Source organism: Paraburkholderia sp. BR10936, from assembly GCF_040965735.1.
GTDB lineage: Bacteria > Pseudomonadota > Gammaproteobacteria > Burkholderiales > Burkholderiaceae > Paraburkholderia > Paraburkholderia nodosa_A.
Map to the genome: position 1 here is coordinate 80,994 of NZ_JBFRCM010000015.1, position 17,140 is coordinate 98,133.

Genomic DNA, 17,140 nt, shown 5'->3' on the forward strand with positions numbered 1-17,140 from the left:
GACACGCTACGCTCCCGTTCACGGCCTTTTGGTTCGAGCGCGAAAAGACTTTCCCAGTTACCCATCAATTACTGTGGATTGCCAATGAAAAAAATACTTATTTTTAGTGCCACTGGCGCGCTGTTCGCTGCAGCGGCGTCGTCGGCATTCGCACAAAGCTCGGTCACGCTGTACGGCATCGTCGATGAAGCCATTCGGTATCAGACGAATGCTGGCCCGGGTGGCAATGATCAGGTTGCGATGACGTCCGGCCCGGAAACCCACAGCCGCTGGGGCTTGAGGGGCAGTGAGGATCTGGGCGACAGCTGGTCCGCAATCTTCCGCCTCGAGAACGGCTTCGAAGCGTTCAATGGGCAGCTACACGTGCCCGGCACACTGTTCAGTCGGCAAGCTTTCGTGGGTCTGTCCAACAAAACGTGGGGCTCGCTGACCTTTGGCAGGCAATATGCGCCGGCCTACGACACCTTGGGCGATATCTTCGACCCGCTGACCGTTGGCAACTATTGGCAAAACAGCTGGATGTATAACGGCATCGGCCCTTACCTGGAAGTCAACAACTCGGTCAAGTACAAGGGCAGCTTCGATGGCCTGGATATCAATGCCCTTTACGGCTTTGGCAACCAGCCGGGCGCGCTCGGTCTCGGCGCCACCTATGCCGTGGAACTGACTTACACGTACGGCCCAGCCATGCTCAACGCAGGCTTCCAGCAGGTCTCCGTTCCGACATCTGCGACTGGCTCTTCGGTTGGCACCAGTGTCGGCAGCTCGATCAATGGCGCCAAGACCAACTTCCTGCACATCAGCGGCGCGTTTCAGATCACCCACGACATCCGCCTGCTGGCCGGCTGGCTGCGGGGGCAGGACCGGACTGGTTTGACTGATAGCTATATGCAGCAATCTGGCGCGCCGACACTGAAGGGTAGCGGCAGCCCCAACCGTATCGACGACACCTGGTACATCGGTGCGAACTGGCACGCCATGCCTGCGCTGCTGTTCACGTTCGCCTACTACTACGGGCAGACGCGCAATGCAGAACTGCTCGACGGCACCCTCGGCAGGGGGATAAACCAATCGGCTACCGTTCTCGCCGAATACTCGTTCACGAAGCGCACGGAAGTCTACGGGATCACGGACTTCGCGCGCGGCACAGGCGCCTTCTCCGCCGACTACCCGGGCGGGGTCAACGGCGAGGGCATTCCGACCAACACCATTGGCCGCACCAATCAGGTGGGCGTGGCAGTCGGACTTCGCACGATGTTCTAGAGACGCGTGCATACCCTCCGACACGGGCTCGGGCCGGCGTAGCAGCGTCGGTCCGCTGTCGAGCGCGCAGCTGACGCTCCACCGTTCGTGCGCAAGCCATCGTGGACGGCTCAGGTGGTCGTCTCTCGTACCGGTTTTTCCGGCAGGTCCTGCGCCTCATGCGGGCAAAAGTCCAGCTTTTCGATAGCTTTCGATGAGTGCGTCATAGAGAGAGATATCAGAACGGCTCTTCGCAATGAGCTGAGCGCCGGCGATGGCAGCAAAGATAGCGCGAGCGCGCTGTTTGCTCTCCCGGGAACCGACCACCGCCGCTGCGGACAGAACCTTGCTCAGCCACGCGACGTTCACGTCGGCAAAGGTCAGGACTTCATTCATCACGACATCCGGCAAGTCGTCAGTTTCGGCGGCCATGAAGCTGCAAAGGCATATGCGATTGCCGGTCTCAAGCGCCTTGCGGAATGTGTCTGGATAGTGACGCAGGCAGTGCAGCGGATCCTGCGATCTGGCCAGCATGTCATCGAGAGCCGCCGCGGAATCCTCCCAGTAACGCCTCGCTACCGCGGCGCCGAGATCAGCCTTGCTTTCGAAGTGGTGGTAGATGCTCGCGGCCTTGATACCAACCTCGTCCGCAAGATCACGATAGTTCAAACCGCCATAGCCGTGCGCCTGCGCGAGCCTCGTGGCGGCCGCCAGGATTCTCTCCCTCGAGTTTGAGCTCGCGTCATTTCTCACTGCTTCAGCCTCCGCAAACAGGAAATGGGTGTTGACACCGCTCATTGTACCTTCTATTGTTAACCTAACGAACGTTAGGTAGGGGCGTGAGTGACGTGTCTTTACAAGGCCCAATCCAATGCAATCGACTATGGAGCGAACCGGCAATGACTTCCAGTACCGTCAATTTCGAAGCAACCCAGATGCCAGTGATGAAGATTTACGACTTCCCGACGGGGCCGTATCCGACACGCGTCCGCATCGCGCTGGCTGAAAAGCGGCTGCAATCATGCGTCGAGTTCGTGATGGTCGACCTTTACAAGGGGGAGCACAAAAAGCCCGGCTTCATCGCCGCCAAGAACTATTCGGGGACGCTGCCGGTGCTCGAACTCGATGACGGAACCTGTATCGCCGAGTGCACCGCCATTACCGAATACCTCGACGCGCTCGACGGCGCGCCTACGCTCACCGGCAGCACACCGCGCGAAAAGGGCGTGATCCACATGATGAGCAAGCGCGCCGAGCTGGAGCTGCTCGACGCCGTCAGCGTCTATTTCCATCACGGCACGCCGGGACTGGGCCCCGACGTCGAGACGTATCAAAACCCGGAGTGGGGGTTCCGTCAACGCGATAAGGCGTTGAGGGGTATGCGCTACTTTGATGCCGTTCTGAAAAGCCAACCCTATGTCGCCGGCGAGGCTTTCTCGATGGCCGACATCACCGTCATCGGCGGTTTGGTCTTTGCGAAACTTGTGAAGCTACCGGTGCCTGTGGAGTGTGATGCGCTTCAAGCCTGGTACGCAAGAATGCTGGAGCGTCAGAGCGTCATGAATCAGCCGGTGTTCGCTGCCCTGACCCGGGCGTCACAACCGGCCGGGACGGACCAGTGACGCAACGAAAGCGGTGACCGGTTAGAACGGCCACGCGCACGGATGCAGTAAGAGGTTAGGCGGTCACTCCAACGCGCTCCCGCGCCACGGCGCTTCGCGCAGGGCATCACCCTGATAGAACGCGGGGAAGCGTTCGAGCTGGCGAAGGGCATCCGCCATGGACACGTCAGCGCTCAACACGGCGCTCGAAAACCCTGTTCGCTCCATCTGGAGCAGCTGATCGACGAGCACTTCGCCCGTCGCTCGCAGGTCGCCTTCGAAGCCGAGCCGTCGCCGGATCAGGTAGGCCTGGCTATAGGCGCGCCCATCGGTGAACGACGGGAATTGAAGCTCCACGCGCGACGCAGCTGCAATTTCGATGGCGTAGGCAAGCGGATCGGCATCGTTCGCGAGGATCAAGGTGGATGCCGAAACATCGCCGGCATGAGCCTCAGCGTCCAGAAGACGTATGCGTGAGGCGGTTTTCATGCCGTGCCCTCCGTCGTGGCTCGAACCCCATCGGCGGCCGCCTTGAACGGTTCGAGCCCCACGCGGCGCACCGTCTCGATGAATGTCTCGTTGCATTCGCCGCGCGGTTCGCGCAGCGCGACGTAAGCGCCGATCAAGGCTTCGATGACCTCTGGCACTTCCTGCGCGGAGAAAGACGGGCCGATCACCTTGCCTGGACGCGCATCGCCGCTGCGTGCCGACCCGTCCGAGCCGCCGAGCGTCACCTGGTACCACTCCGCGCCGTCCTTGTCGACGCCGAGTATGCCGATGTGCCCGCTATGGTGGTGGCCGCACGAGTTGATGCAGCCGCTGATATGCAGGTCGATCTCGCCGATGTCGTTCAGTTCGTCGAGGTCCTGGTATCGTTCCATGATGCTCTGCGCGACCGGCAGCGACCGTGCGTTGGCGAGTGCGCAAAAATCGCCGCCGGGGCAGGCGATCATGTCGGTGAGCAGGTGCACGTTCGCGCTCGCGAGGCCGGCCGCGTTCGCCGCTTGCCACAGGGCGAGCAGATCGTCGGCGTGAACCCACGGTAAAACGACGTTCTGCGTGTGCGTGACGCGCGCTTCGCCCGCGGAGAAGCGATCGACGAGATCCGCCACGCGTTCGAGCTGGTCGGCTGACGCATCGCCGGGCGCCTGCAGCTCGCGCTTGAACGAGAGCGTGACGATGCGCAGCGACGGGTCCCTGTGCGGCGCGACGTTGCGCTCGAGCCAGCGCCGCAGCTGTGGCGTGCTCGTGGTTGCAGCCTCGAGCATGGCGGGGGCATGCGTATCGACGACACGTGCCGTATCGAGCTTCGGCGGTTCGATAAAGCAACGGCGAACCCGCTCGAACTCGGCCTGCTCGATCGTGTGCGGGCCGCCGTCGATGTCGACGATCTGCCGGAACTCATCCTCGACTTCGTCCATGAAGCGCTGGCCCTCGGCCTTCACGAGGATCTTGATGCGCGCCTTGTACTTGTTGTCGCGGCGGCCGTACTGGTTGTACACACGTACCACGGCCTCGATGTAGTTCATGATGTGCCGCCACGGCAGGAACTCACGCATCAGCGTGCCGATCATCGGCGTTCGACCCATGCCTCCGCCCACGGTCACACGAAACCCCAGTTCACCCTGTTCGTCGCGCACGAGGCGCAGGCCGACGTCATGCCAGCCCGTCGCCGCACGGTCTTCCGTCGCGCCGGTGACCGCAATCTTGAACTTGCGCGGCAGGAAGGCGAACTCAGGATGCAGCGTGGTCCACTGCCGCATGATTTCGGCGAACGGGCGCGGGTCCGCGATCTCGTCGGGAGCGACACCCGCACGCTCGTCGCAAGAGATATTGCGGATGCAGTTGCCGCTCGTCTGGATGCCGTGCATGTCGACCGTCGCAAGCAGGTCCATCACGTCCGCCGCTTTCGAAAGCGGTATCCAGTTGAATTGAACGTTGGTGCGTGTCGTGAAGTGGGCGTGATGCGTGGGCAGCCGCCTCGTACCGAGCTTGCGTTGCGCATCGAGCGCGCTGCGGTATACCTCGGCCTCAGGTTCGTCGTACTCGCGGGCCACGCGAGCGAGCACGCGAAGCTGTGCGCTCGACAGTTCGCCGTACGGGACAGCTACGCGCAGCATGGGTGCGTGCCGCTGCACATACCAGCCGTTTTGCAGACGCAGCGGGCGAAACGCATCCTCGCTCAGGCTGCCTTGCTGCCAACGCTCGATCTGATCGCGGAACTGCGCCGCGCGGCTCGCCACGAAGGCCTTGTCGAATTCGTTATAGCGATACATGGTGAGTGCGGAAATGCCGTGATACGGCGGACAGAGAAAGGACGACGTTATCGCGTCCGCATCGGTGTCTCAAGAAGCAGATGCCGCAGAAATGAGCGCAGCAGAAGCGTTCCATTGGCGAAGCCCCGCACGACACGACAGTTGTCGTGTTGTTGTTCGATCAGTTGCTTGATTTCCCGCGCTGCCGTAGCGTCTACGCCGAGGCGATGTACCAGCACGTATCGGGTCACCAGTACGTCGCGTTCATCAACACCGCAGGCGGCGCATCGTCAACGGTGAATCAGGTCGCGGCAACGGTGGGCATTCGCACGCGGTTCCAACCCCCTTTGGGCGCAGCGGTCCGGCGCCGTTCAGACATCGGCAGGTCCACGTCACATCGTTGCGCTGCCGCTGCCAGTACCGCCGGTGCCGGAAGTGGGGGTGGACGTCGCGGTGAGCGGATGCGCGGCGCCCGCTGCCGACAGCAGCGAGATGGCGGCCGGGTCTGGCATGCCGTTCGCATCTATCGCGCCTGCTGCCGCCAGCGTGACTAGATCGCTATCGACACCTGCCTGGCCAACCGTAAAGGATGTCGTGAGAAATGCCGGTACCGTCAGCGTGACAGCATAGCGCTGCTGCAGATTCGTGACGACTGCGGATTGTGCAGCCTGCACGTCGGACGCGTTACCCAGTACCTGCTGGTACTGTGAGTTGGTCGGGAATCCCGCGATCAAACCACTCTCGCTCGTGCCGAGTTGTGAAGCGAGGTAGACGAGCATCAACTCGGTCTCCGGCGTCGTATTGAAGGTGCCCCCGGCAAACGCCACCGAATGCAGACTCACGCTGCCGGAGCTTACGCTGAGGATGCAGGCAGGCGTGGCATTGAACGTGATTGCGTAGTGTCCACCGCCATCGGACAGGGTGGACCCCGAGCCCTGAGCGCAACTGAGGTTGACCGTTGCGCTGGCGATCGCTGTGCCGGTCGCGGCCGTGCCGGAGATGGTGACATTCGGCGTCACGCTTGTGCCGCCGCAGCCATCGAGGCCAATGCATGCGTTTCCTCCGCAGGCGGCAAGCGTTGCTAGCGAAGCCGCGTACATTGCAGCCCGTGCCGTGCGAACGAAATACGCGCGCTGAGCGTTCATGGTAGCCACCGGTTCCGTCATTGACGCTCCGGATGGCGTAGTCGCGAATGATGCCGGCCATAAGACATATAGATCAGCATGCCGATCAGCAGCCAGACGATCAACCGTACCCAGGTGATGAGCGGCAGTCCCACCATCAGCAACACGCAAAACGCGATGCCGAGAATGGGGACAATCGGCACGCCGGGCGCGCGGAATGGACGGCTCGCGTCAGAGTCGCTGCGCCTCAGGTACATGACTGCGCCGCACACGAGCACGAACGCGAACAGCGTGCCGATGCTGACCATCTCGCCTAGTACGCCGATCGGCGTGAGGGCCGCCACGATGGCGACGACCGTGCCGATCATCATCTGGCTTCGATGCGGCGTGTGCAGGCGCGGATGGACGGTGGAGAACAGATGGGGAAGCAGTCTGTCCTCCGACATCGTGAAGAAGATCCGGCTTTGCCCGTAGAGCAGCACGAGAATCACGGTGGTCAGCCCGGTGAGCGCGCCGATCTTGATCAGTATGGAGAACCAGGTGAAACCAATGACGTCGACGCCCTTGGCGATCGGGTCTGGCACGTTCAGTTGTGCGTATGGAACGAGTCCGGTGAGCACGGCAGCCACGAGGATATAGAGCAAGGTGCAGATGACCAGCGAACCGAGGATCCCGATCGGCATGTCGCGCTGTGGCCGTTTCGCCTCCTGAGCGGCGGTCGATACCGCATCGAAACCGATGAACGCAAAGAACACGACGGCGGAGCCACGCAGAATGCCGCTGGCTCCGAAGCTGCCGAACGCGCCGGTGTTGGGCGGAACGAATGGATGCCAGTTGGCGGGATGCACGAAGAACGCGCCGATGGCGATGAAGGCCGCCACGACCGTCAGCTTGACTGCGACCATTACGTTGTTGATGCGTGCCGACTCGCGCGTGCCGAGCACCAGCATCGTCGTGAGAATCGCGATGATCAGCACGGCGGGGAGATTGATGATGCCGGCGACAGTCGAGCCGTCAGGCAACTGGACCGTCGTGCCGGGTGCGGCAGCAAGCGTAGGCGGGATGCTGATTCCGACGTTGCGCAACAGGCTGACGATATAACCTGACCAGCCGACGGCGACCGTCGCGGCACCCATGGCGTACTCGAGAATCAGGTCCCAGCCGATGATCCACGCAAATACCTCGCCGAGCGTCGCATAGGTGTACGTGTAGGTGCTGCCGCATACGGGGAGCATGGCGGCCAGTTCGGAGTAGCAGAGACCGACGAACGCACAGGCAACGCCGCCCAGCACGAAGGACAGGATGATGCCCGGTCCGGCAAATTGTGCCGCCGCCGTGCCGGTGAGGACAAAAATGCCCGCGCCGATAATGGCGCCGATGCCCATCGCCGTGATACTTGGCGCCCCCAGGGTCTTCGACAGCGCGCGGCCGCCTTCGGCTTCGGCGCTTCCCACTATGTCGGCGACGGACTTGCGCGCCATGTAGCTCGTGTCAGCCATGATAGGTTGCCCCATTCGACAGTGACTGGAAACGACTCGATTCGGCTTGCCTGACTTCTTTAGAATAGACACAGGCGCGAGCGGGCGATGGGTAAGTTTTCAGTTAACCGAACGACGACGACCGACGTGCGAGGGCAGAGATGTTTCGGAACGCTTCATGTGCATCTGCACGATGCGGGATCCGGGATATGCGCCACGCGTGTCGCGGGATGCGTCGGCATCATTGATGGTCCGCTGTCCAGGCAAAGTCCACGCTCGCGCGGGCAGTTAAGCAGGATGGCGGCCAGGAGAAGTGGAATGGACAACGACAAACCGTCGCCGCAGCGCGCGACGTATCAGAAAGGGATCCGGATCGGCGAGTACGGATGGTTCGGCCGGCTGGCCGCCGTCGTCGTGAGCACAATCGTGCTGGTGGTGGCAGCGATGCTGTCGCTGGTGCTGCTTGCCGTGCTGTTCGGCGTGGGCGCGATTGTCGTCGGCTATCTCTGGTGGAAGATCCGCTCGCTGCGCAGGCAGGCGCGCGAGTTCGGCGACGACGGCCGCACCGTCGACGTCGAAGTCGTCTATAAGGACTCGCACGGCGACGATATCGCGAAGCGCTGACCTGTGATGCCTGCGCGAGCACCTCCAGCGTACGCGTAAACGACAGTTGGAATCGTGTTTGCGCGAGTTATAAATACACAAGGCCGCGCAAGATATATCAAACGATTTCGGCCAATCGTAAGCATTCGACTTCCGCCACGCCTGTTCACGCGTGTCGGTCCAGCATGCATGCGCAATGCTGGACCATTCGCGTGAAAACCTTGCCTCTCTCGGGTTCGCCGTTCTTCAAGGGACACGGCGCGAGACTCCGCTTCCGCCATGTTCGCCACGGTCAGGAGATTCTACGATGAAGACTGGAAATATAGGAATGCTACTGATTGCCGGTGCGAGTGGCATGTTCGTCGGCGGAATCGCCCACAGCGATCCGCACGGCCCGCAACCTGGCCAGCGGGGCGCGGGCTTCATCAAGAGCTTTCAGACTATTGCTGCCGAACCGGCGTTTGGCGGTGCGACGCCTGCCGGCGCGGCTGGGCCATACGAGGTCATCACCGCCGTCGTGCACGGCGCCCTCGATCCGCGCTCTCCGCTCAATGCGGGTATTGTCAACATCAGGAACGCGCCGGTCGGCGTCGATGGTTACGTCGACTATTGGACCGATGTCGTGATCCTGCGTCCGCAAAGCGCGGCGAACGCCACGCGCGTGCTCTTCTACGACGTCGTGAATCGCGGCAACAAGCTCGCCGACGGGGCGTTCATTGGCGCAGGTGCGCTCGATACCGGGGCACCCCCGCCGTCCACATTTCCTTCGTTGCTGCGCCACGGTTATACGATTCTCTGGAGCGGCTGGCAAGGCGACATTCCGCTCAACGGGACGAGTACGCTGGCCGGCACGGGTCTGGTCGGCACGAGATTCCCCGTGGCCACCAACAAGGACGGTTCGCCGATGACTGCGCTATCGCGCGAGGAGTTCATTCCCGACTATGCGGGAGGCGACCCGACGACGATTCCGCTCACGTACCCGCCCGCCGATCTCAACGACACGGGCGGCGTGACCTTCACCGCGCGGCAATCGTGGCTATCGGCCTACGGCAGCATTCCGGGCGGCGTGCAAACCTATACGGCGCCTTCGACCAAGGTGACGGCGTGGAGCTATATCAGCACGCCGAACAATGTCTATGAAGGGAATTACTCGGTCAAGTTCACGCCGCCCGCGTCGGTGCCGGGTCCCAACGGCAGGACCGTCACGCCCGATGCGGGGACGATTTACAGCTTCGTCTACAAGGCCGCGGCGCCGACCATCGACGGCATCGGCTTTGCGGCGCTGCGCGATCTCGTCTCCTGGCTGCGCTACGACAGGGCCGATGCGCGGGGCGTCCAGAATCCGCTCAACGATCTGAAGGATGCCGCATGTGCAGCGTCGAAGTGCTCCCGGGATACGAACTTCGACGTCGCGATCGGGGAAGGCATTTCGCAGTCGGGCCGCTTCATCAAGGACTTTCTCTATCAGGGATTCAACGAGGACAAGCACGGAAGGATCGTTTTCGACGGACTGTTTCCGATCATTTCCGCTGCACGCCGCACGTGGACCAACGCCGCGTTCGCACAGCCGGGACGGTGGTCGAAACAGCATGAAGACCACTTCATGCCGGGGTTCCAGTTCCCCTTCACGTACGCGGTTACGACCGATCCGGTCAGCGGCGCGACCGATGGCCTGTTGAAGCGTTGCGAGGCCTCCGGTACGTGTCCGAAGATCATGCAACTCGACGGCGCATTCGAATGGTGGGGCGGGGCCGCGTCGCTGGTCGTCACCGATGGACGGGGCAACGACATCCACTTGCCGCCGAATGTGCGTTACTACCTTGTGCCGGGCACGCAGCACGGCGGCGGCAGCGGCGTGACCACGGGCAACTTCACGGTGCCGGCGACAGGCAGTCTGTGTCAGTTGCCGGGCTCGCCCGTGGAGGAAACGCCCGTCGAGCGCGCATTGATTCCCGCGCTGGTCGCATGGGCCGGCAAGGGTACCGAGCCGCCCGCTTCGCAATATCCGACCGTGGCATCGGGCAATCTGGTCGCGCCGACGCAAGCCGCGACGGGCTTCCCTGATCTCGAGAGCGTGACCGTGCCGAGCGGACCCGCCGCGACGCCGACAGCGCTCAGTCTCACGTTCAACGGCGAATACAATCAGGTCTTCGTGACCGACTACAGCAAGGCCGTGCCGGTCGTGAGCACTGCGCAGCCCTACACGATTCTCGTCCCCAAGGTCGACGCCAACGGCAACGAAACCACGGGCGTACTCGTGCCGGATGTGAGCGTACCGCTTGCAACCTACACCGGGTGGAACTATCGCGGTGCCGGCCACGCGATTGGCGAAGGCTGCATCTCCAACGGCGCGGCGATTCCGTTCGCGGTGAACGCGTCCGCGCAGACAGGCGGCGTCGATAGCCGGGCCACCCTGAACGCGCTCTATGGCGGCAGCCGCTCACGCTACCAAGCGGCGGTTGCGGCCGCGGCAAACGCACTCGTCAAGCAAGGCTATTTGCTGCAGGACGATGCGACGAATGTCTTCATCAGCAACGCAGCGCAGATTTCGCCGACCCTGCTGCCGAATCCTTGAACTGCGAACCAGCGTCGTCGCGTCGCGCAAGCGAGTTGGAACAAGCGCGACGACGCATCGGCATCGGTCTCTACTGCACCGTAATGGTCGCCTTCATATACGGGTGAATCCCGCAGAACACCTTGTACACCCCCGGCTTGTCGAACTTGAACTGATAGGTATCGTTCTGGTCGAGCGCGGCGGAGTGAAAGACGCCTGCATCGTTGACGACCGTATGCGGTTCGCCGTCCATATTTTTCCAGGTCACCGTGGTGCCCGCTTTCACGGTGAGAGCCATCGGCGAAAACATGAAATTCTTGATGTCGATCTCATTGGGCTCCTGCGCCTGGGCGGCAGGCACGCCAAGGGAGGCCCCGGCCATGAGCATCCCGATCCCGTAGAAGAGGGCGAACGCGCGACGATAGTGAATGGAGAGCATGGCTCGAATCCTTGTTCAGTGAGCGAGACGCGAGGTCAGGCGAGGGACGTGTCGGAAAGCGTCGCCGCGAGAGGATGGCGCGTGATCCGGATACTGGTGACGCCAAGCATTTTCGGCAGCTGATCGCTTGCCACCTTGAGCGGCCCGGGGCCGGGTCCGTCGCCGGCCGTCGGCTGCGGATAGGCGGTCGAGCGCGCCGTGTGGAACGTGATATTGCCCTCCACCTTGGAAACGATCTGATGTATGTGGCCATTGAGCACGGTCACCGAGCCGAAGCGCTTTAGGTAGTCCATGGCCTGGCCCGCATCGCCGGTACCCCAGCCCCATGGTTCGTAGATCGTCCACATCGGCATGTGCGTAAACACGACGATCGGCGTGCTCGACGTGCGGCCCTTCAGATCGTTTTCCAGCCAGGCAAGTTGGTCCTCGCCCAGGTTGCCCAGCCCGTTCGGCTTGAAATGCATTACGTTGACGAGCGCGATGAAGTGCACGCCATTGTGGTCGAAGCTGTAATACCCCCGGTTGTCCGACGCCTTGCCGAAGCGCTTGAAGTATTCGCCTTGCGGTCCATCTGTCACATCGTGTTCGCCGGGCGTGGTGTGCAACTCCGTAATGTCGAGACCGGAAAGGAGTTGCGCCGCCAGATCGAATTCCTCAGGTTTGGAGAGATGGGTGATATCGCCCGTGTGAATCGCCAGGGCGGGTTTGACGGGCATCGCGTTGACATAGTCGATGGTCTGTTTGAGCGTGCCCGCGACGTCGGGATTGGCTTCCTTGTTGAAGCCAATATGCGAGTCGCTGATCTGCAAAAAGAGCGGAACGCCGGCGTTTTCTTTGCTGCTCGCCGCCAGTGCCAGTTCCATGGGCGTGAGGACGCCTCCGGCCAGAACGAACACGGTGCCGGCGCCACCGAAGGCGAGGCATTTCAGGGCGTTGCGGCGTGACGGTTGGGAAGGAAGATCTGACGACATGATGTCCTCTCGACGGGGTTCAGAAAGTCGACCGCCGGCGCAATTCGGAGCGCCTCCAGGGCGGGCTTCACGTGCAATACCGCGAGCGCCGCTGTTTTATTCCCGGTTTTTTTGCGAGTCGAGCACGGGAATAACCGGCGTGGGTTCGCGGTATGGCAGGCGTGGCACACGAAATGGCGGAAACCAATATGGACATCGTCGACGTGACCCGTCGCCGCGCCAGCGAAGCGAGGATCAACGTTCAATTCTTGCTGCGCCGGCTTCAACTCACGTCGGGCCTCGTGATGCTGACGTATCTCCTTCTGCATCTGGTCAATCACGCGCTCGGCATCTGGTCGATCGAGCTTGCCGGACACGGTCTCGTACTCGCGCTGCGGCTTTGGCGCAGCGCGCCCGGCACGATCGCGCTGTATGGCGCCGCGTCGGTGCATTTCGCGCTGGCGCTGCACACGATATATGGGCGGCGCCACTGGGCGCTTCCGCCTGCGGAATGGATCCGCCTGTGGGCGGGGCTCAGCCTGCCGCTCCTGCTGATCCGGCATGCGGTGACGACCCGGCTTGCTTCTTCGCTCTATGGTTTCGAACCGAACTACGAGCGCGTCATCGTCGTGCTGCTCACGAGCGGCACGCAGGGGCTGCAACTCGCGTTGCTAGCGCCTGGTTGGATACACGGATGCCTCGGGCTGTGGTTCCGGTTGCGCCACCGTGCGTGGGCGCGTCGCATGCGGCTCACGCTGCTGATCCTCTTCGTCCTGTTGCCGCTGCTTTCGGCAGCGGGCTTCATCCACATGATGCGAGCCGTCGAGGGGGCGGGCCACCTGCTTCCGCCTGTCGACGCCGCGCTCGTCGTCCATCAGGCCGCCCTCAACGGTGCACGTCACGTTCTCGTCACGCTCTATCTCGCGCTGATTGCCGGCACGCTGATCCTGGGTCAGTTGCGCAACGCGCTGGAGCGCCGCAGGCTGCGCAGAGAGTCGGTGGGCGTCCGTTTGCTGGCCCGCAGTGCATCGTGCGAACAGGATGTTCAGGAATGACTTGCGATGTCTGAGCGGGTCAAATGGCGTCCGCTCCTGCTGCCAGGACGTTCACGATTTATCATTCGTGACGTGAGATGCCAAAATACACAGATAACCCGTAACGAGGCGGTGACCCGCCGGCCGCGCGGGATGATCCGCCCCTCTTTGCCGGGCCGCACGCCCGCACATCGAAAACGGCCGGACACCCTTGAGACCAGGACGCCGAATCCCATTTACCTGTCGTGAACCAGCGTATCCGTCCCCCCTTGCCGCCCGAATGGCCGTTTCCGCCGTATCGCGACGTGTCCGGCCGCGCCTTCGGCGATCTCGTCGCGCTTCAATATCGCGGCGCGGGCATGTGGCTCTGGCGGTGCCGCTGCGGCGCGCACGTCACGGCCGCGCTGGATGCGGTGGAGGGCGGCCAGACGAGGGATTGCGGCTGCGGCGAGCAGCGCCGCGTGTGGCGGTCCCGGCCGGGCTCGCCTGCGCTCAAAGGCGGCGAGGTGTTCGGCCAGTTGACGACGGATCGCTATGCCGGCGATGGCAAGTGGGTTTGCCGGTGCGATTGCGGCAATGAGGTGACCGTGAGCGCCGGGCGTCTGCGACTGGGCCAGGCGCGTTCGTGCGGCCGTTGCCTGGGCGCGTTAGCCGGCTGAGCGATGCGCACGCATCACGACTTGACCGGAACCCCGTATGAAAGCGCTTCATGATGGGCTCCGTGATTGTTCGGCACATCGTAAGCCGCGCGCAGCCGTATGAACAGTTCAGCAGCCGTTCTGGTATGCGGACTACTCGTCATGCTCCCGCCAGGCGAGCCAGGGTTTCGCCCTCGCTTTCGCGCTCCAGAAAACCCGCCACGGCCGAAGCTTCCATCGGGCGCGAACAATAGTAGCCCTGAATGAGCGTGGCCCCGAGCGCTGCGACCGTTTGCAGTTCGGCCGCCGTTTCCACCCCTTCCACAATGCAGTCGAGCGACATCTGCCGGCTGAGATTGAGCAGCGTGCGAACCACTGTGAACGCCGTCGTGCGCTCCTTGAGACCGCTCACGAACATCCTGTCGATCTTCAGGCGCGTGAGTGGAAGTTTGCACAGGTACGAGAGGCTCGAATAACCGGTGCCGAAATCGTCGACTGACAAACCGCAGCCCAGCGCGCGCAGGACCTTGGCCGCTTTCTGGACCTGGTCGAAGTCCTTGGCCATCGCGGTTTCGGTGATCTCGAAGTCGAGCCGGGCCGGGTCGATGCCGCTGCTGACGATGCACCGGGCCAACTCTTTCACCGCGGACTCACTGGCGAAATCATGCGCGGAAAGATTAAAGGACAAGCGAATATGCGCCGGCCATTGCTTCGCGCAGGCCAGGGCCTGGGTAAACAGCGCGAGGGTCAAGCCGTTGATGACGCCGTTGCGCTCCGCGGCAGGAATGAATTCACCGGGCGGGACCGTGCCGAGCAACGCGCTTCGCCAGCGCGCCAGGGCTTCGAAACCGACGGTGCGCCGGCGTTCGAGCGAGTAGATCGGCTGGAACGCAAGGTCGAGTTCGCCGGCGAGATCGGGGGAGCGTAGCGCCTGGGCAATCTGCGACTCGCGAATGATGGCGTTGCGGTGCGTCTCCGAAAAGATCGTCACCGAGCCGCGCGAGCGGTGCTTGCCTTCGTAAAGCGCGTAGTCGGCTGTTTCGAACAAATCCGCCTTGTTGCGTGAAATGTGCGGATAGGTGGAGAAGCCGATCGTCGCTCCGAGGCGAACCGAAATCTCGCCGACCAGTATGGGACATTGGAAAACATCGCAGATGGTACGGCCGAGTTGCGAGAGGCCAGCGTCCGTGCAGTCGTCCGTGACGATGATGCCGAATTCGTCGCCGCCCAGCCTCGCAAGCGTGATCGTGCCGCGCGCCGCGTTGGCGAGACGCGACGCGACATCGGCCAGCACGTGGTCGCCCAGCGAGTGGCCGTGAATATCGTTGACGGACTTGAAGCCATCGAGATCGACGAGGCCCACCGCGAGCCGCCCGCCCGATGCCATGGCGGCATCGAAATGCTTGTCGAGCGAGGTGAAAAAGGCCCGCCGGTTAGGGAGATTCGTGAGGCTGTCGATATTCGCGAGCCGTTTGTTTTCGGCTTGTGTGGCAACGAGATCCGAGAAGTTCTTGAATTGTGTGAAGGCGACGATCAGCATCGCCAGCGAAACCAGCGACGTATCGATCGCGATCGCCTCGAATACGCCGTTTCCCGAACTCAGGAACGTGACGACGAGCGCGCCGTTGACAATGGCGGTGACGGTGAACGCCGCCTTGATGACGTTCATCAGGCAGAAGATGACGCCGATGACCGTGATGGCCATGTAAAACGCGACATGAAGCTTGAATGCCGCGCCACCATGAGGCAGCAGGGACAGCGACCATGCCGTGAACGAGATGGAGAAGACCCAGGCGAGCCTGCCGGAATTGCGCAGGATCGTAGCCGCGTCTTCCGCACTCACATGGAGCCTCGAAAGCCGCAACCACGAGAGCACGCGTACGAAACACAATGCTGTGAGCACGAGCGGACAGATTACGCCCTGCCAGGCGGGAATCACGTTCTCGTGGGGCAGCACCATGCCCCACGTGTTGACGACCAGCAGCCCATACATCATGGGAAGCTGATAGATCATCACGCGCAACTGCGCCAGCTTCAGGGCCGCGCTGTTTCCGGCGAGGAAAGTGTGCCGAATCGTTCCCCAATACTGGGCCAGAACGTTGAACATGGTCTTGCGAGTCGGGGCGGTCCCGTTGCAACTGCCGGGAACGAAATGTAATACCCCCGTTTACGACCGCTCGCGTTATTTCTGGAGGCAACGCGCGGGCTTTTCATCGTCGACGCGCGCCTCATTCTTCGGGGCTTTCAACGTGCCCTTAAACCGGTCTTCCCCGCACCAGGGCGGTCAATCGCAATGCAATGATTTCGGCGCAAACGTTTGGCGTCCTCAACTATATGGACGTGCCGCCGTTCGCTTCGTGGGCCGGCCTAAAGTTCGCGTATCCGTTGCCGAAATACCGTCCATGGCGCGCAAACATCCCGACTATCCCGACAAACCTCCCATCTGGGCAGAGGCGCGCGCGCTCGAGGCAAGCATTCGCGCCATCCGCCGTGCGCAAGGCAAGAAGAACCCCGAGGACTTCCCGGCGGGAAGTCCTGAATGCACGGCCGCCATGGATGAATTCGTGCGCGACGTCTGCCGCGCCCTCGAGATCGATATCAACACGCTCGGCAAGGACTCCGGCGACTTTTAAGGTGCTGGGGCCATTCGTTCCCTTCTCGCGCGGGAATGCGATTTGCGAGCTTCGCAAGATCGATGACGAGTTCACGAGGTTGCGCGTGAAAACGACTTTTATGCTCGCGTTGTCGTCATGTCTCGGCGTGGCGTTGCTCACGACGCAGCCCGCACATGGCGCAGATCCTACCCTCACGCCCACGCCTGACGCCGCGCCGCCGTGCGGCAAGCTAGTAGGAACAAACGCCGCCGGCGGCTTCGCACTGCGCAGCGGCGAACCGGTCGATTTCGTGTCGGAGGGACAGGCCACGCATGGCACGCTGCTCGTCTTCAGCGATGGACCCGTATTTCGCGCGTACTGGCAACCCCAAGGCAGCGAAGAGAAGTACGCACTAGCCAACGCCGGTCCAGACAGCGTGCGCCTCGTTTCGACGCCTCCGCAGGGCACACCGACCGGTGGCGCCCAGCCCGGGGTCGCGACACAGCCGCTGCAAGTGCTCTCGTGTCCGAGGCTTTAATTCCGCTGTCATGCCGTTTGCGGTCGATGTCCCACCATGTGAACCACCCTTTCGTATCGCGTTGCGAGCGACTAGTCTTTAACGATTCCA

General features: G+C 62.4%; 16 protein-coding genes and 1 pseudogene. 9 read left to right on the forward strand and 8 right to left on the reverse strand.

The window, feature by feature from the left end; translation table 11 throughout:
• Positions 1-84 precede the first annotated feature (84 nt).
• Positions 85-1,263: a porin gene (locus AB4Y36_RS27820; protein ID WP_368684715.1), complete on the forward strand. Its 1,179-nt coding sequence runs from the start codon at positions 85-87 to the stop codon at positions 1,261-1,263.
• Between the two features lie 156 nt (positions 1,264-1,419).
• On the opposite strand, the gene AB4Y36_RS27825 is transcribed toward AB4Y36_RS27820, so the two are convergent.
• Positions 1,420-1,995 (reverse strand): TetR/AcrR family transcriptional regulator, encoded by a 576-nt coding sequence (locus tag AB4Y36_RS27825; RefSeq protein ID WP_176732930.1) that lies wholly within the window; start codon positions 1,993-1,995, stop codon positions 1,420-1,422.
• Between the two features lie 146 nt (positions 1,996-2,141).
• Here AB4Y36_RS27825 and AB4Y36_RS27830 point away from each other — a divergent pair, with 146 nt between their 5' ends.
• Positions 2,142-2,864: a glutathione S-transferase gene (locus AB4Y36_RS27830; protein ID WP_368684716.1), complete on the forward strand. Its 723-nt coding sequence runs from the start codon at positions 2,142-2,144 to the stop codon at positions 2,862-2,864.
• Between the two features lie 63 nt (positions 2,865-2,927).
• On the opposite strand, the gene AB4Y36_RS27835 is transcribed toward AB4Y36_RS27830, so the two are convergent.
• Both AB4Y36_RS27835 and AB4Y36_RS27840 read right to left on the reverse strand, forming a co-directional pair.
• Positions 2,928-3,332, reverse strand: a complete 405-nt coding sequence (locus AB4Y36_RS27835) for a DUF934 domain-containing protein (protein WP_368618428.1) — start codon at positions 3,330-3,332, stop codon at positions 2,928-2,930.
• Positions 3,329-5,119, reverse strand: coding sequence for a nitrite/sulfite reductase (locus AB4Y36_RS27840; protein WP_368684717.1), 1,791 nt, complete (start codon positions 5,117-5,119; stop codon positions 3,329-3,331). The genes AB4Y36_RS27835 and AB4Y36_RS27840 overlap by 4 nt, the downstream gene beginning before the upstream one ends.
• A 191-nt stretch (positions 5,120-5,310) precedes the next feature.
• On the opposite strand from AB4Y36_RS27840, the pseudogene AB4Y36_RS27845 reads away from it, so the two are divergent.
• Positions 5,311-5,436: pseudogene (locus AB4Y36_RS27845) on the forward strand (porin); the annotation flags it as partial.
• Positions 5,437-5,490: 54 nt separating this feature from the next.
• Here AB4Y36_RS27845 and AB4Y36_RS27850 read toward each other — a convergent pair.
• Both AB4Y36_RS27850 and AB4Y36_RS27855 read right to left on the reverse strand, forming a co-directional pair.
• Positions 5,491-6,243 (reverse strand): hypothetical protein, encoded by a 753-nt coding sequence (locus AB4Y36_RS27850; protein WP_368684718.1) that lies wholly within the window; start codon positions 6,241-6,243, stop codon positions 5,491-5,493.
• 17 nt (positions 6,244-6,260) lie between these two features.
• Positions 6,261-7,721 carry an amino acid permease gene (locus tag AB4Y36_RS27855; protein ID WP_368684719.1) on the reverse strand — a complete coding sequence of 487 codons (1,461 nt, stop codon included), beginning with the start codon at positions 7,719-7,721 and terminating at the stop codon, positions 6,261-6,263.
• A gap of 297 nt (positions 7,722-8,018) precedes the next feature.
• Between AB4Y36_RS27855 and AB4Y36_RS27860 the strand changes: the two genes are divergently transcribed.
• Both AB4Y36_RS27860 and AB4Y36_RS27865 read left to right on the forward strand, forming a co-directional pair.
• A complete protein-coding gene (locus AB4Y36_RS27860; protein ID WP_069266327.1) occupies positions 8,019-8,324 on the forward strand; it encodes a hypothetical protein in 306 nt (101 codons plus the stop codon).
• Between the two features lie 307 nt (positions 8,325-8,631).
• Complete coding sequence (locus AB4Y36_RS27865; protein ID WP_368684720.1) at positions 8,632-10,878, forward strand: alpha/beta hydrolase domain-containing protein; 2,247 nt, start codon at positions 8,632-8,634, stop codon at positions 10,876-10,878.
• Positions 10,879-10,948: 70 nt separating this feature from the next.
• Here AB4Y36_RS27865 and AB4Y36_RS27870 read toward each other — a convergent pair whose 3' ends face one another.
• Together AB4Y36_RS27870 and AB4Y36_RS27875 are read right to left on the reverse strand one after the other, a co-directional pair.
• Positions 10,949-11,245, reverse strand: coding sequence for a cupredoxin family copper-binding protein (locus AB4Y36_RS27870; RefSeq protein ID WP_069266367.1), 297 nt, complete (start codon positions 11,243-11,245; stop codon positions 10,949-10,951).
• An 86-nt stretch (positions 11,246-11,331) separates the two neighbouring features.
• Positions 11,332-12,267: a metallophosphoesterase gene (locus AB4Y36_RS27875; RefSeq protein ID WP_069266329.1), complete on the reverse strand. Its 936-nt coding sequence runs from the start codon at positions 12,265-12,267 to the stop codon at positions 11,332-11,334.
• A gap of 284 nt (positions 12,268-12,551) precedes the next feature.
• Here AB4Y36_RS27875 and AB4Y36_RS27880 point away from each other — a divergent pair, with 284 nt between their 5' ends.
• Together AB4Y36_RS27880 and AB4Y36_RS27885 are read left to right on the forward strand one after the other, a co-directional pair.
• Positions 12,552-13,301 (forward strand): hypothetical protein, encoded by a 750-nt coding sequence (locus AB4Y36_RS27880; protein WP_368618494.1) that lies wholly within the window; start codon positions 12,552-12,554, stop codon positions 13,299-13,301.
• Between the two features lie 224 nt (positions 13,302-13,525).
• A complete protein-coding gene (locus AB4Y36_RS27885; RefSeq protein ID WP_342946376.1) occupies positions 13,526-13,939 on the forward strand; it encodes a hypothetical protein in 414 nt (137 codons plus the stop codon).
• Between the two features lie 139 nt (positions 13,940-14,078).
• On the opposite strand, the gene AB4Y36_RS27890 is transcribed toward AB4Y36_RS27885, so the two are convergent.
• A complete protein-coding gene (locus AB4Y36_RS27890; protein ID WP_368684721.1) occupies positions 14,079-16,025 on the reverse strand; it encodes a putative bifunctional diguanylate cyclase/phosphodiesterase in 1,947 nt (648 codons plus the stop codon).
• Positions 16,026-16,320: 295 nt separating this feature from the next.
• Here AB4Y36_RS27890 and AB4Y36_RS27895 point away from each other — a divergent pair, with 295 nt between their 5' ends.
• Both AB4Y36_RS27895 and AB4Y36_RS27900 read left to right on the forward strand, forming a co-directional pair.
• The gene (locus tag AB4Y36_RS27895; RefSeq protein WP_069266332.1) at positions 16,321-16,551 is read left to right on the forward strand and encodes a hypothetical protein; all 231 of its coding nucleotides are present in this window, start codon (positions 16,321-16,323) and stop codon (positions 16,549-16,551) included.
• Positions 16,552-16,636: 85 nt separating this feature from the next.
• Complete coding sequence (locus AB4Y36_RS27900; protein WP_368603030.1) at positions 16,637-17,050, forward strand: hypothetical protein; 414 nt, start codon at positions 16,637-16,639, stop codon at positions 17,048-17,050.
• The last annotated feature ends 90 nt before the right edge of the window (positions 17,051-17,140 follow it).